Raw genomic sequence first — 14392 nt, forward strand, 5'->3', positions numbered from 1 at the left:
CCCCTGAGGGGCGCGCGTGGGCTGTTGGGGGGACATTCCGCGGCTGCGTGGGGGCGCGGTGCCCCGCGCCCCTGAAGGGCACCCGGCGCAGGTGCGCCCCGCCGCTCACAACTCCGCGAACACCGCCGTCGCGTCGTCGTGGGTCTTGCTGCGGCCCAGGTGGGTGCGGGGCTCCGCGTCCGCTCGTTCCAGTTCGCGGACGCGGTTCACGAGGGACTGCGCGCCCTCCTTGCGTACGAACGCGTAGCACTCCGCCCAGTCGCCCTCGTGGAACTTCTCCACCCACCGGGCCGCCCCGTCCGTCAGGGCCAGCAGACCGCGTACCGACGAGCGCGGCAGCACCCCCGTCACCGCGCGCCCCGCCACCGAGGGGTCCGCGGCCGCCGTGAAGAAGCCGCCCTCCTTGTTGCGCAGGTGGGCGTCGATCAGCGCGTCCGTGGCCAGGCGGGCGCGGGGCAGGCGGGCGAGGCGGTCGTCGAGGACGGCCGAGACCGTGCCGTCGGACGCCTCCACCAGCAGGGCCGAGTCCGACAGGACCAGGTACTCGACCCGCTCCGGGGACCACCGCGCGATCACCACCGTGGCCTGCGGCGTACGCGGGTGAGAAAGGTCACAACCTTCACCATGTGTCTGTGCTGTGCGCGCGATCGCCCCGGACAGCACCTCGGTCAGCGGAACATCCATGAGCGAAACGGCCAGTTCGGTCAACGCGCCCCCGAGCCGGGCCGTGAACCAGGGGACGGAATGCAGACAGCCCGTCGGACCGGCGGGCGGCGTGACACCGTCGAGGGCGACCAGCGCGCCGCCCTGTCCGGAAGCGGGGAGCGCGACGCTCGCGAAGTCCTCGTTGGGCCGCTGGACATCGCCGGGTGCCGAGACAAGTTCCGTACGCATCCGGCCAGTCTGCACGAGCCCTCCACAAGCTTCGCCAAAGTGTGGCAACGATCGCGGAATTGACGTAGTCGCGCAGGTCAGACGCCAGGTTTGGGCTGGAATGGCTGTCTCCGGGCGCGCGTGGTGGCGAATATTGCCATCGGTCCTCGCCGACGTCCAACCGGCCTGCCGCGCACAGCCCGTGCGTGTGCCGCAGGAACTTGCCCGCCAACTCCCCTCCGGGGTTCACTCCTTCGGGTGGCGGCTCAGGCGATGCGCGACCACCGCCCACCGGCGCTGGGAGGGTCGGGAACCGTACCCCGGTGTGCACATCAGTTGACTGAGCGTCACCCGGGCCCATGGGTATCACGAGTTCAGGAATGCGAGCAGCGGTGCAGAAGACGCGGCCTCGTCGCACAGGCAAGCAGACGGCCTCCGGCAACGACGCGGAGCGCACAGCCGCCACGCCCGGCGCCCCCGGGACTCCCGTCGGCAAGGGCCGCCCCACCCACGTCCGCACCCGGCTGATTCTCGCCGTCGCCGTCGTGGCCGCGGCGATCGCCGGTGCCGGCGCGCCCTCCCTCGTCACCGCCTCCGGGGAACTCCACGACTCCCAGGACCTGGTGACGCTCGCCGAGCAGACCCAGGACGCCCTCGACCTGGCGCACGCGCTCGCCGACGAACGCGACGAGGTCACCTCGTACGTCGCGGCCGGCCGGCCCAAGGCGAAGGCGCCCGGCGAGCAGGCGAGCGCCCGCGTCGACCGCCAGGCCGAGGAACTGCGCGCCGACACCGACCTGTCCGCCACCCTGCGCGCCGACCTCGACGGCATCGCCGCCCTGCGCCGCTCCGCGCTCACCGGCCGGACCACCGCGCTGGAGACGCACAACGCGTACTCCGCCGCCATCACCGAACTGCACGATCTCGCCGAGGAACTCGCCGAGCGGACGCCGGCCCGCGCCGGCGCCGGCGCGTACTCCCTCGCCGAGCTGGACTCCGCCGTACAGCAGGCCGCCGCCGCCCGCGGGCTGCTGCTCGCCGCGCTCAGCGTGCCCACGACGACCCGCAGCGTCTACGACCCGATCACCGGCCTGACGAACACCGAGAAGGTCTCCTCCAAGGCCGACACCGCCCAGCGCGCCGCGCTCAGCGCCGCCGCCCAGCAGGCCCGGCTGCGCTCCGACGCGGCCCTCGCCGACTTCCGGGACTCCGCGCCCGCCACCGCCAAGGCCAGCTACGACTCCACGGTCACCGGCCCCGAGGTCAACTCCGCCGACAAGTACCTCGCCGCCCTCACCGACCAGCCCACCCTCTCCGCGAGTGAGCTGAGCACCGGCACCGGCAAGGTCGACGACGCCCTCTCCGCCCGCGTCGACCTCATGCGCGGCGCCGAGTCCGCGCTCTTCGACCGCCGGGTCAAGGCGCTCGCCCAGCTCCGCGACGACGACGTCACCGCGCTGGAGCTGCGGGTCGCGATCCTCGGCGCCCTGATGCTGCTGGCCGTCGGCATCAGCACCGCCATGGCCCGCACCCTCACCCGGCCGCTGTCCGTGCTGCGCCGCGGCTCCGCCCGGCTGGCCGGAGCCGAGGACCCCACCACCGAGGAAGCGGTCTCCTTCACCGGCCGCAACGACGAGTTCGCCCAGGTCGTCCGCTCCGTCAACACCCTGCACGCGCACGCGGTCGGGCTCGCCGAGCGGATCGCCACCCTGGAGTCCGACCGCAAGCACCTGGTCGGCCAGCGCCAGAAGATGGCCGACGCCCGCGAGCAGCTCAAGGAGGAACTCGCCGCCTCCGCGACCCAGTTGGAGCGGCTGCGCACCACCATCGGTGCCACCTTCGTGAACCTGGCACTGCGCACCCTCGGCCTCGTCGAGCGCCAACTCGCCGTCATCGAGAGCCTGGAGGAGCGCGAACAGGACCCCGAGCGCCTCGCGACCCTCTTCAAGCTGGACCACTTCGCCACGGTCATGCGCCGCCACAGCGAGAACCTCCTCGTGCTCGCCGGCACCGAACACGTGCAGCAGAGCGCGAACCCGGTCCCGCTGGTCGACGTCGTCCGTGCCGCGGTCAGCGAGATCGAGCGCTACGAGCGCGTCCGTATCGCCGCCCTGCCGCCGCACGCCCACGTGGTCGGCTTCGCCGCGGACGACCTCTCGCACCTGCTGGCCGAACTGATGGAGAACGCCACCTCGTTCTCCCCGCCCGACCTGCCCGTCGAGGTCTCCGGCTGGCTCCTGGAGAGCGGCGAGGTCATGCTCTCCGTCCAGGACGAGGGCATCGGCATGACCGCCGAGCGGATGACCACCCTCAACTCCCGCCTCGCCGACTTCGACCCCGAGGCCGCCTACGAGTCGTACGACGAGGGCGACGAGGGCCTGGGCCTCGGCCTGTACGTCGTGGCCCGCCTCGCCCACCGGCACGGCGTCCGCGTGCAGCTGCGCGAGCAGAAGCAGGGGGGCGTGGCCGCGGTGGTCGTCCTGCCCAAGGCCCTGCTCACCGCCGCGCCCGCCTCCGCCGTACCGGCCGCGGACGGCCCGGTCGCCGGCGCCACCCACTCCTTCTCCCTCCCGGGCGCGGACGCGGAGGCCAACTCCAACGTCCTGAACGGCCGTTCTCAGGGCGACCCGCTGGTGACGCTGGCCGAGCAGGCCGTACGCGAGCGGGCGGCGGAGTCCCCGGCCGAGACCACGATGGAGCTGATGGCCCCGGTACCGGCACAGGCGGAACGGGAGCCCGTACCGGACGAGCCCGAGGCGCACGCACCCGAGGCGCACGCACCCGCGGCCGAGGCCGAGACCGAACACACCCGCGCCGACGAGGAGCCCGTCACCGACAAGGGCCTCCCCAAGCGCACCCCCAAGATCACCGCGCCCACCGCCCCGGCCCCGCGCCGGCGCAACGCTTCCGTGGACGCCGACGCACTCCGCCGCAGGCTCGGCGGCTTCCGCCGGGGGGCGGAGGCCGGCTACCGCGACGTGGAGGCGGAGATCGAGGAACAGACCGGCCAGACCAAGCTGCCGACCGCAGAACACCGCACCGCATCCGAAGAAACCACGGGGGGCACAGCCGAGGAGGCAAGCAGTTGACCGCGCCCAGTACCTTCGGACTGAGTCGTGAAGCCCGCAATCTCCACTTCCTGCTGACCAACCTCGTGGAGGAGGTGCCCGGCGTCCAGTCCGTCGCCGTGGTCTCCTCCGACGGCCTGCTCCTGCTCTCCTCCGACGCCGAGCGGAACGCGGAGGCACGAGAGGCCCGGGGCGGGAAGCCCTCCGGCCCGCGCGGCTCGTCCGCCGACCTCGCGACCATCGTCTCCGGCATCGGCAGCCTCACCCTCGGCGCCGCCAAGCTCATGGACTTCGGCACGACGAAGCACACCATGATCGCGATGGACGAGGGCAGCCTGTTCGTGATGTCGATCAGCGACGGTTCGCTGCTCGGTGTCCACGGTTCCGCCGACTGCGACATGAGCGTGGTGGCGTACCACATGGCGCTGTTCGTCGGCCGCGCCGGACACGTCCTGACCCCCGAACTCCGCAGCGAGCTACGGCAGTCGCTGGAGAACGAGGGCTCGGGGGGCGCCCGATGACGAACAAACCCGAACTGCCGGTCCGCGGCGGCGAGCGCAAACCCGCCCGCGTGCGGCCGTACTCGCTCACCGGCGGCCGCACCCGCTTCGGTCACGTCCTCCTGGTGGAGACCTTCGTGGCGGCTCTCGAAGCTCCCGAGGAGCGCAAGGAGCTGACCAACGGCTCGCTGAAGTCGGTCATGCCGGAGCTGCGGGCCATCGTCGAACTGTGCCGCCGGATGCGCACGGTGGCCGAGATCGCCGCGCTGCTGAAGATGCCGCTCGGCGTGGTCCGGGTGCTCCTCAGCGACCTCGCGGACCAGGGAAAGATCCGTGTGTACGGCACCGGAACCGGTCACGGTACGGGCCGTCCCGACCGCGCTCTGCTGGAAAGGGTGCTGAGTGGACTCCGTCGTCTCTGACGCCGCCGCCTCCCGGGGCCTCGGCGTCACCCCGTTCGTCGATGTCGAGACCGACGACAACCTCAAGTCCTGGCAGACCGACCGCACCCGGGCCCCCATAGCCACGAAGATAGTCGTGGCCGGCGGCTTCGGCGTCGGCAAGACCACCCTCGTCGCCACCGTCTCCGAGATCGAGCCCCTCCAGACGGAGGCGCTGATGACGGAGGCGAGCGAGCAGGTCGACGACCTCACCGGCACCCCGGAGAAGGTCACCACCACCGTGGCCATGGACTACGGCCGCATCACGCTCGACGACGACCTGGTCCTGTACCTGTTCGGCACGCCGGGCCAGGAGCGGTTCTGGTTCATGTGGGACGACCTGGTGCGGGGCGCGATAGGCGCCGTCGTCCTGGCCGACACCCGCCGCCTCAAGGACTCCTTCCCCGCCCTCGACTACTTCGAGAGCTGCGGACTGCCGTACGTCGTCGCGGTCAACCACTTCGACGGCAGCGAGCTGTTCGAGCCGGAGGACGTGCGGGAGGCGCTCAGCGTCCCCCGGCGCATACCTGTCATGATCATGGACGCGCGGCGGAAGATCTCGGTCATCGAGACCCTGCTGTCCCTCGTCGGCCACGCGCTGGACGAGACCCCCGAGTAGTCCACCTTTAGGAGCCAGCACCCGCATGCGGAAGATACTCGTCGTCGGAGCCGGCCAGTCCGGCCTCCAGCTCGCCCTCGGTCTCCAGTCGCACGGGTACGAGGTCACCCTGATGTCCAACCGGACGGCGGACGAGATCCGCTCCGGCCGGGTCATGTCGACGCAGTGCATGTTTCACACGGCACTCCAGCACGAGCGCGATCTCCAGCTGAACTTCTGGGAGTCCCAGGCCCCGAAGATCAAGGGACTCGGCGTCTCGGTGGCGGCCCCCGGCTCGTTCGACCCGGGGCCCTCGCAGCGCGCGATCGACTGGCTGGGACACCTCGACGGTCACGCGCAGTCGGTGGACCAGCGCGTGAAGATGGCCGGCTGGATGGAGACCTTCGCGCAGCGCGGCGGCCAGCTCGTCATCCACGGCGCGGCGGTCGGCGACCTCGACTACTTCTCCCGCACGTACGACCTCGTGCTGGTCTCGGCCGGCAAGGGCGAGCTGGTCTCCATGTTCGCGCGCGACCCCGAGCGCTCCCCGTACAGCGAGCCGCAGCGCGCGCTCGCCGTCTCCTACGTCCACGGTCTGGGACCGCGCCCCGAGCACCCGGACACCGAGGCCGTCCGCTGCAACCTCGTCCCCGGGGTCGGCGAACTCTTCGTCATGCCGACGCTCACCACCTCCGGACGCGCCGACATCCTCTTCTGGGAGGGCATACCCGGCGGCCCCCTCGACGTCTTCAACGGCGTGAAGGACCCGGCGGAACACCTCTCCCTGACCCTGGAACTCATGGAGAAGTTCCTGCCCTGGGAGTACGCCCGCGCCACGAAGGCCGAGCTCACGGACGCCGGCGGCACGCTGGCCGGCCGCTACGCGCCCACCGTGCGCAACCCGATAGGCCGCCTGCCCGGTGGGGGAGCGGTCCTGGGCGTGGCGGACGTCGTCGTCGCCAACGACCCGATCACCGGGCAGGGCTCCAACTCCGCGTCCAAGTGCGCGGCCTCCTATCTCGCGTCCATCCTGGAGCGGGGCGAGAAGGAGTTCGACGAGGAGTGGATGCGCGGGACGTTCGAGCGCTACTGGGCCACCGCCCAGCACGTCACCAAGTGGACGAACGCGATGCTCGCCCCGCCGCCGGAGCACATCCTCAACCTGATCGGCGCGGCGGGCCAGTTGCAGCCCGTCGCGGACCGTTTCGCCAACGGCTTCGACAACCCGGCCGACTTCGAGAACTTCTTCTACGAGCCGGAGAAGGCGGGGGCCTACCTGGCTTCGGTGGCCGGGGCCTGACCCTCCCCGTCCGGACGCACGGCTCCGAGGAGCGGATGAGCGGCGATCGGGGACACCTTGATCCTCTCGCCCGTCCTCGGAGCCTCGATGACCTGGCCGTTCCCGACGTACAGCGCCACGTGCGTGGCCTCGGGGAAGTACAGGACCAGGTCTCCCGGGCGCAGCTCCTTCAGCGGGATCCGCGGCAGCCGGGCCCACTGCTCCTGGCTGGTGCGCGGGATCGGGGTACCGGCATGGGCCCACGCCTCGGACGTCAGCCCCGAGCAGTCGTAGGTCCGCGGACCCTCCGCACCCCACTCGTACGGCTTCCCCAGCTGCCGTCGGGCGTACCGCAGGGCCGTCTCGCCCTCCCGTGACGGCTTGCGCACGCCCTCACCGAGGGCGCCGGACGTGGTCAACTCCTGCTGCGCCTTCTCGACCCCCTTCTCCTCGAACTCGGCGAGCCTCGCGAGCTGTTCGGCGGTCAGGGAGGCGAGGAGCTCCTCCACGCCGGCGAGCTTTCCCCGTACGGCGTCCCGGTCCTTCTTCTGCCGGGCGGCGAGCGTGAGATGGTCGTCCAGGGCCTTGCGCGCCTTGCGGGCCAGCTCGTCGGCGCGGTGCTCGGTGCCGGTCAGACGGCCCACCGCCTTGGCGCGGTCCCGCGCCAACTGGCCGATGACATGGCCCTGTTCGAGAGCGTGCTGGGGATCGCGGGCGAGCAGGAGACGGACGTACGGCGAGATGTCGGTGCTGCTCTGGTACTGCTGGCGGGCCAGCCGCCCCGCGGCCCCCCGGCTGTCGCGCAGGGAGAGCCGGGCCCTTGCCAGCGCCGCGTCCAGCCGGTCCAGCTCGGCGCGCTTCGCCTTCAGTCTCTCCTCGGTGGCGTTGTAGGTCTCGGTGGCCTCCTCGGCCTCCCGGTACAGCCGCTGAAGGTCCGTCAGCAGGTCGGAGACGGGCCGCTCGCGCGGCTCCGGCTCCGGTGCGGCCGCCGCGGACACCGGTGCGAGGGCGGTGCCGGCCGCCACCGCAGCCGTACACACCAGACGCAGAAGCCTTCCTGACACGTCATCACCTCCCGTGCGGAACAGCCCCTCTGTTCCGCACGGCGAGCATCAGGCGGTGCGGGCGTCCCCGCGCGCCGGGTGGGCGGTTCGGCGCAACCTCGTCACCCGTCGGTGTCAGCCGGCTTGTGCGGCCCGGACCACGGCCACCTCAGCCGGTCGGCCGCCCCGCCCTCGGGGTCGTAGGTGTACTTCCACCCCTTCTGGATGCCCAGCCTGTTGTGCCCCCTGGGCGCCCGGCGGTAGACCAGCACGGTCTCCGGGCCCCCGTCGGCGCCGGGGACGGGGATGCGGTACGTCTTCGGCGGGTGACCGGTCGGTCCCAGCAGCACGGGCAGCACCCGGCCGTCCATGGGGCCGCCCTCGAAGGGGGTGTCTTCGCTCTTCACGGCACCAGTGTCAGCCATCCGCCGCGAGGGCCGTGACCAGCGCGGCGGTCTGCGGGTCCCGGTTCGCGGTCACGGAGAGCACGGCGGCGAACTGCTCGACCAGCCAGTCCCGCAGTTCCCCGACAGGAGGCTGCTTGTCCTCGTCGAGCCAGATCAGGGAGGCCGCCTCCACCGCGGTGATCCACATCCGCACGGTCATGCGCAGCCGCAGACCGGGATCGGTGACGCCGAGATGGCTGAGGATGTGCTCGGCGGCGGCCCGCCGTACGCCGTCCACGATGGCGGTGGTCCGGGACGTCCCGACGACACTGCCGCCCTGGAGCAGGGCGCTGAAGCCGGCGTCGTGCTCGTCGACGAAGGCGAGGTAGCGGTCGAGGGCGCGGGAGAGACGGGTGAGGAGGGGCCCGTCCCGGGGTTCGTCGAAGCACTGCTCCAGTTCGTCGGCGGCGGAGCGGAGCGCGGCCTCGTAGAGCTGCTGCTTGCCGCCGGGGAAGTACCGGTAGACGAGGGGACGGGAGACTCCGGCCGCCTCCGCCACGTCGTCGAGGGAGACGTCCTCGGGCGCGCGGTGCGCGAAGAGGCCGAGGGCGGCGTCGAGGAGTTGACTCCGACGTTCCTCGACACTCAGGCGGCGGTAGGCGGGCGCGGCAGGGGTCATGGATGCAGCGTAGTCGGGCGCCCACAGGTGCGTCGTGGCTGGTCGCGCAGTTCCCCGCGCCCCTTGAGCGGGTCCGGCTGACGTCTCTCAGGGGCGCGGGGCCGTATCGGTGTGCGGCTCCGCCGCGCGGGCGCGGCCAGCCCCCACCGGCCCGCGGCCGACGATCAAGCCAGCAGACCCGACGACTTCCACAACCTCCGCCCGACACCCCGAAGCACCCCGATGTCGTCCAAGAAGTCGGTCAACCTCTTCGCGCCGGTCTGCATGACCTCCCGCCGGTGCCCGCTCGCCTTCACCTGCGCGAGAGCCTCCCGCTGGTCCAGCCCCACATTCGTGTACACGTCCGGATTCACGAACGCCACGGAGAACACCCGCGCGAACTCCCCGGACGTGACCCGCGTGAACTCCTGCGACCACCGCGGAGCGGAGATCATCTGCCGCCGCAGCTCCTCCCGGGCGTAGCGCACGTGCCGCGCCTCCTCCACCACGTGGATCCGCGTCACCCCGCGGATGAGCGGCTGCACGCGCTCGTCCGGGAACGTCAGCCGCTGCATCCAGTCGAGGATCTCCTCACCGAGCAGGGTCGCCGTGAACGATCCCGGTGTCGTGGAGATCGTCTTGAACAGCCGCCCGAGCTGCTGATGGGTCCGGCTGACCGGGTACCAGGGCGTGTCGCCCCGGGTGATCAGCCGCGCGAACATCTTGGAGTGCCGGCACTCGTCCTCGATCTCGGTGAGGGCGTAGCGCACATGCGCGCTCGTGGCCGCCTTGTCGTAGATGTGACGGCACAACAGCTGCATGAGGATGATCTCGAACCAGATCCCCAGCGAGGCCAGCGCCGCGGCCTCGTGCCGGGAGAGCAGGATCCGCTGCTCCTCACTCATCCGGCGCCACATCGGGGTGTCGTACAGCGACACCAGCTCCGGCGGCCAGAACCACAGACCCTCCTCGAAGGGCGCGTCCCAGTCCAGCTCCTTGTCCGGATCGAAGGAGTGCTTCGCGGAGGAGTCGAGCAGCCGCTCGGCGACCTGCTCCCGGTCCTTGAGCAGGCCGAGGGCGTCACGCAGCCCTTCGAGCGCGTCGACATCTGTCAGACTCGTCATGGCTCTTATGAGACTGCTTGTCAGCAAGGCCGTCAATCCCCCGCGCGCGACTTGTTGACCCGGCGTCTACGAAGGGGCAGCCTGCGGGACATGCCGACCTTCGACCTGTACACCACGGATCCCGGCGACCCCCACTGGCAGGTACCGGCCACGGGCAAGGCCCGTTTCAGCTGGGAGTACGACGACGGCCGCGACCGCCTCCTGGCCCTGTACCAGAAGGGCAAGGACAAGCAGTGGGACGGCCAGAAGCGCATCGACTGGAGTCTGGAGGTCGATCCGTACGACGCCCTGGGCACCCCCGACGAGTCCATCTCCGTCTACGGCACCAAGTACTGGGCGAAGTTCACCGACAAGGACAAGGGGGAACTGCGCAAGCACCTCGCCTCCTGGCAGTTCAGCCAGTTCCTGCACGGCGAGCAGGGCGCGATGGTGTGCGCCGCGCGGATCGTGGAGTCCGTGCCCGACCTCGACGCCAAGCTCTACTCGGCGACCCAGGTGATGGACGAGGCGCGGCACGCGGAGATCTACGGCCGCTTCCTCCACGAGAAGATCGGGATGCTGTACCCGATCAACGACAACCTCAGGTCACTGCTGGGCGACACGCTGAGCGACTCCCGCTGGGACATGCCCTACCTCGGGATGCAGGTCCTCATCGAGGGCCTCGCGCTGGCCGCGTTCGGCATGATCCGCGACACCACCGACAAGCCCCTGCCCCAGCAGATCCTCGCCTACGTCATGCAGGACGAGGCCCGGCACGTCGCCTTCGGCCGCATGGCCCTGCGGGACTACTACAAGCAGCTCTCCGACGCCGAACTGCGCGAACGCGAGGAGTTCGTCATCGAGGGCTGCCATCTGATGCGCGACCGGCTGCGCGGGGTCGAGGTCCTGGAGAACTTCGGCATCCCGAAGGCGGAGGCCGAGGAGTACGCCGAACAATCCGAGTTCCTCGCCCTGTTCCGCCGGTTGCTCTTCTCCCGGATCGTCCCCTGCGTCAAGGACATCGGCCTGTGGGGCACACGCCTCCAGCAGGCCTACGTCGACATGGGCGTCTTCGAGATGGGCGACTCCAGCCTCGACCTCCTCATGGCCCAGGACGAGGAGATCGCCGAGAAACTCGACGCGAAACGCTTCGCGACCGAGGAGCGGGAGCGGGTCGCGGAGGTCACGTCGGCGATCGAGGCCGGCGGCACGCCGTAGGACCCGTTCAGTAGGACGTCGGCCCGAAGTCCGGCGGCGCGGGCAGCACGACCGCCGCGATGCCCGCCGCGATCTCGCGCGGCAGCCGGCCCAGCGGCAGCTCGTCCGGCCGCGCCGCCCCCGGGTCCGTGCCGAAAGTCTCCAGGTACGCGGACCGGGGCCCGGTCAGGGCGAAGCCTGTGGCGACCACCTCACCCACCTCGAAGCCGTGGTCCGCGAAGAACGCACGCACCTGCTCGGCCGATTTCTGCGGAGCGAGCAGCACATGGGAGAGAAGAGGGCTCTGCGCATTATGGGTCACGGCACGTCCAAAGAGTGAAAAGCCCGGCAGCTACGTCGATATGAGTATGTCCAAAGGAGTCTTGTTCCCCTATAGATGAATGCTATCCGTGCTTCTTGGCGCGTTCATCGGAATTGGGGGACAAAATGCCCGATGAGCTTGACTCAAGGCTGCCCAAAATCCTTTTCGCCCAGGCGTCGCCGCGATCTGCCGGCGGTCGCTCGCTGTTCGAGGCCGGCGCGGTCACCGCCGCCGGTGCCGAGAACTTCACCTCCGAGGAGCAGGTCGCCTCGGCCGCCGAACGGCAACTGGCGGCGGCCGGGTTCCAGATCCTCCAGCGATCCCCACAGACCCTCAACATCGCCGGTCCTCCCGCCCTCTACCAGCAGTTCTTCGGTACCCACCTGGTGACCGAGGAGCGCCCGGTGATCAAGCCGGGCGGCCGGGAGGCCACCGCCACCTTCATCGACGCGCGGGAGACCGACCTGCCCGGCCTGATCTCCACCGCCGGCACCCCGGTCGCCGAAACCGTCGAGGGCGTGGCCATCGAGGAACCGGTGTACGCGTTCCAGAACGCCACTCCGCCCAAGGTGAATTACTGGCATCTGGAGGTCCCGGACCAAGTGGCGTCCTTGCTGGGTGCGAATCAGGCGCACCAGCGGGGATTCCGGGGAAATGGAATCCGGCTCACCATGGTCGACACCGGCTGGTTCCGGCACCCGTATTTCACGGCCCGGAATCTGAACGGCACGGTCGTGCTCGGTCCGGGCGCGGCCCAGCCGGCCGTCGACGAGAACGGCCACGGAACCGGGGAGTCCGCCAACGCGTTCGCGCTGGCTCCCGGCATCGACTTCTCCATGGTCAAGGCGAACTTCGCCAACATCCTCGGCGCCTTCAACACCGCGGTGGCCCGGACCCCGGCCGCGCAGATCATCAGCAACAGCTGGGGCTACAGCGTCATGGACCCGCCGCTGTCCGCCATCCAGCAGGCCCTGGCCGCCTCGGTCGCGCTCGCCGCCGCGCGCGGCATCCTCGTGGTGTTCTCGGCCGGCAACGGCCACTGGGGCTTCCCGGCCCAGCACCCCGAGGTCATCGCGGCCGGCGGCGTGTACATCGACCAACTGGGCAACTCCCGTGCCTCGGACTACGCGAGCGGGTTCGCGAGCCGGGTCTACCCGGGGCGCAACGTCCCCGACCTGAGCGGTCTGGTCGGCCTGCGGCCGCGCGCCGCGTACATCATGCTGCCCGTCCCGCCCGGCTGCGAGATCGACCGCGACCTGGGCAACGGGCTGCCCTTCCCCAACGGCGACGAGACCTCCCCGACCGACGGCTGGGCCGCCTTCAGCGGTACGTCGGCGGCGGCGCCGCAGATCGCCGGCATCTGCGCCCTGATCCGCCAGGCCCATCCCGGCCTGGGCCTGCGCGGGGTGCGCAACGCCCTGACCCGGACCGCCAAGGACGTCACGGCCGGTGTCTCCAGCCCCTCGACCGGCGGCCAGGCCGCAGGCCCGGGTTTCGACCTGGCCACCGGCTGGGGTCTCGCGGACGCCCGGGCGGCGGTGCACGCGGCGATCCCGGCGGCGGGCGGTCCCGCGGCCTACGCGCGCGGCGACGACCGGCACGTCTTCTGCCGCGGCACCGACACCTACCTGCGCGAGTGGTGGTGGTCCCCGGCGCTCGGCTGGCGATTCGGCGACCTGAGCACGGTTGCGCTCGGCGTCCCGGCCGCTGGGAGTCCGGCCGCGTACCTCCTGGGCGACAGCCAGCACGTCGTTTTCCGGGGGACCGACGACCGGGTGCACGAGCTGTGGTGGAGCCCCGGTTCGGGCGGCTGGCAACGCGGTGCCCTGGACGCGGCGGGGCAGGGTATCCCGGCTGCGGGTGACGCGCGGGGTTATGTGCTGGGGGACAGTCAGCACGTGGTGTTCCGGGGTGTGGACGGCCGGGTGCACGAGTTGTGGTGGTCGGCGGGTACGGGGTGGCAGGTCGGCGGTACGTCGTCGGTGGCGCAGGCGGTTCCGGCGGGTGGCGATCCCTTCGGGTACGTGCTGGGCGACTGCCAGCACGTCGTCTTCCGGGGGACCGACGACCGGGTGCACGAGCTGTGGTGGTCGGCCTCGACGGGCTGGCGGCGCGGTGCCCTGGACGCGGTGGGGCAGGGCATCCCCGCGGCGGGCGATCCCACGGCGTACACCGTCGCCGGTGAACAGCGTGTCGTCTTCCGTGGCACCGACGGCCTGATGCACGAACTGTGCTGGTCGGCGTCGCGCGGATGGTTCGTCGGCGAGCTGTGACCGGTCCGCGGGCGCGGCCGGACGGTGTCACACCGAGCAGCCCAGGTCGTCCGGGAGTTTCAGGGCGACCGGGTCGGCCGCGCCCGCGGGGAACAGCGTGCGCAGCGTGAAGGCGTACGGGGTCGGGCCGTTGGTGCGCAGGTGCAGCAGGCGGGACTCGGCCTCGGCGACCGTCGGGCGATGGCCGGCCGGGACCCACCACAGGGCCACCATCGCCTCCTGGACCCGCTCGAAGAACTCCCTGCGGCGGGCGAGCATCTCGCGGTGCCGGCCCTGGTACATGTACGCCGTCAGGGCCTTGGCGTCCCGCCACACCGACATATTGATGATCAGCCACTCGTCGCCGAAGACCGCGATGTCCGTCGCGTCACCGGAGTCGCCCTCCAGCCGCCAGACGAAACCGTCGGCCGCGTCCGCGTCGGCGTTCACGGGATCGAGGTTGTCGACGAAGTCCTTCAACTGCGCGGAGTCCAGCGGGGCCTTGAGGCGGCCGAGGTTCACCTGGGCCAGGTGGTACGCGGTGGCGTCAGTCATGGACCGAACGTTAGGTAGGCGGCCCATGGGCTCTCAACCCCCGTCTCACTCCTTGGAGTCGAGCACCGCCTCCATCACCGACCGTGCGATCGGCGCCGCCACCCCGCCCCCGGTGATG

At 71.1% G+C, this 14392-nt stretch carries 14 protein-coding genes; 7 read left to right on the plus strand and 7 right to left on the minus strand.

Annotated features, from left to right (window positions below; translation table 11 throughout):
• Positions 1–105: 105 nt before the first annotated feature.
• The gene (locus EHS43_RS20860) at positions 106–894 is read right to left on the minus strand and encodes a protein phosphatase 2C domain-containing protein (protein WP_125192285.1); all 789 of its coding nucleotides are present in this window, start codon (positions 892–894) and stop codon (positions 106–108) included.
• Positions 895–1265: 371 nt separating this feature from the next.
• Between EHS43_RS20860 and EHS43_RS20865 the strand changes: the two genes are divergently transcribed.
• Genes EHS43_RS20865 through EHS43_RS20885 form a run of 5 tightly spaced genes read left to right on the plus strand, consistent with a single transcriptional unit; the run spans position 1266 to position 6779 of the window.
• Positions 1266–3962, plus strand: a complete 2697-nt coding sequence (locus tag EHS43_RS20865; RefSeq protein ID WP_125192286.1) for a nitrate- and nitrite sensing domain-containing protein — start codon at positions 1266–1268, stop codon at positions 3960–3962.
• Positions 3959–4462: a roadblock/LC7 domain-containing protein gene (locus EHS43_RS20870; protein ID WP_125192287.1), complete on the plus strand. Its 504-nt coding sequence runs from the start codon at positions 3959–3961 to the stop codon at positions 4460–4462. The genes EHS43_RS20865 and EHS43_RS20870 overlap by 4 nt, the downstream gene beginning before the upstream one ends.
• Complete coding sequence (locus EHS43_RS20875) at positions 4459–4863, plus strand: DUF742 domain-containing protein (RefSeq protein WP_125192288.1); 405 nt, start codon at positions 4459–4461, stop codon at positions 4861–4863. The genes EHS43_RS20870 and EHS43_RS20875 overlap by 4 nt, the downstream gene beginning before the upstream one ends.
• Positions 4844–5500 (plus strand): ATP/GTP-binding protein, encoded by a 657-nt coding sequence (locus EHS43_RS20880; RefSeq protein WP_125192289.1) that lies wholly within the window; start codon positions 4844–4846, stop codon positions 5498–5500. Before EHS43_RS20875 ends, EHS43_RS20880 begins: the two co-directional genes overlap by 20 nt.
• A gap of 25 nt (positions 5501–5525) precedes the next feature.
• On the plus strand, positions 5526–6779 hold the full coding sequence (locus EHS43_RS20885; RefSeq protein WP_125192290.1) for a styrene monooxygenase/indole monooxygenase family protein: 1254 nt from the start codon (positions 5526–5528) through the stop codon (positions 6777–6779).
• Here EHS43_RS20885 and EHS43_RS20890 read toward each other — a convergent pair.
• From EHS43_RS20890 to EHS43_RS20905, 4 genes are all read right to left on the minus strand, one after another.
• On the minus strand, positions 6752–7822 hold the full coding sequence (locus EHS43_RS20890) for a C40 family peptidase (protein ID WP_125192291.1): 1071 nt from the start codon (positions 7820–7822) through the stop codon (positions 6752–6754). The two genes, EHS43_RS20885 and EHS43_RS20890, sit on opposite strands and share 28 nt — an antisense overlap.
• 101 nt (positions 7823–7923) lie before the next feature.
• Positions 7924–8226 carry a hypothetical protein gene (locus EHS43_RS20895; protein ID WP_185806338.1) on the minus strand — a complete coding sequence of 101 codons (303 nt, stop codon included), beginning with the start codon at positions 8224–8226 and terminating at the stop codon, positions 7924–7926.
• Positions 8219–8866 carry a TetR/AcrR family transcriptional regulator gene (locus EHS43_RS20900; RefSeq protein WP_125192293.1) on the minus strand — a complete coding sequence of 216 codons (648 nt, stop codon included), beginning with the start codon at positions 8864–8866 and terminating at the stop codon, positions 8219–8221. The genes EHS43_RS20895 and EHS43_RS20900 overlap by 8 nt, the downstream gene beginning before the upstream one ends.
• Before the next feature lie 164 nt (positions 8867–9030).
• Positions 9031–9969, minus strand: coding sequence for a diiron oxygenase (locus EHS43_RS20905; protein ID WP_125192294.1), 939 nt, complete (start codon positions 9967–9969; stop codon positions 9031–9033).
• 90 nt (positions 9970–10059) lie between these two features.
• Here EHS43_RS20905 and EHS43_RS20910 point away from each other — a divergent pair, with 90 nt between their 5' ends.
• A complete protein-coding gene (locus EHS43_RS20910) occupies positions 10060–11166 on the plus strand; it encodes a ferritin-like domain-containing protein (RefSeq protein WP_125192295.1) in 1107 nt (368 codons plus the stop codon).
• Between the two features lie 7 nt (positions 11167–11173).
• On the opposite strand, the gene EHS43_RS20915 is transcribed toward EHS43_RS20910, so the two are convergent.
• The gene (locus tag EHS43_RS20915; RefSeq protein ID WP_125192296.1) at positions 11174–11467 is read right to left on the minus strand and encodes a hypothetical protein; all 294 of its coding nucleotides are present in this window, start codon (positions 11465–11467) and stop codon (positions 11174–11176) included.
• A 125-nt stretch (positions 11468–11592) separates the two neighbouring features.
• Between EHS43_RS20915 and EHS43_RS20920 the strand changes: the two genes are divergently transcribed.
• The gene (locus tag EHS43_RS20920) at positions 11593–13740 is read left to right on the plus strand and encodes a S8 family serine peptidase (protein ID WP_125192297.1); all 2148 of its coding nucleotides are present in this window, start codon (positions 11593–11595) and stop codon (positions 13738–13740) included.
• Between the two features lie 27 nt (positions 13741–13767).
• Here the strand turns inward: EHS43_RS20920 and EHS43_RS20925 are convergent, their stop codons facing one another.
• Entirely contained in the window at positions 13768–14274 is a 507-nt protein-coding gene (locus tag EHS43_RS20925; protein WP_125192298.1) for a DUF3291 domain-containing protein, read from the minus strand.
• Positions 14275–14392: the final 118 nt, after the last annotated feature.

Source organism: Streptomyces sp. RP5T (genome assembly GCF_003933965.1).
Classification (GTDB): Bacteria; Actinomycetota; Actinomycetes; order Streptomycetales; family Streptomycetaceae; genus Streptomyces.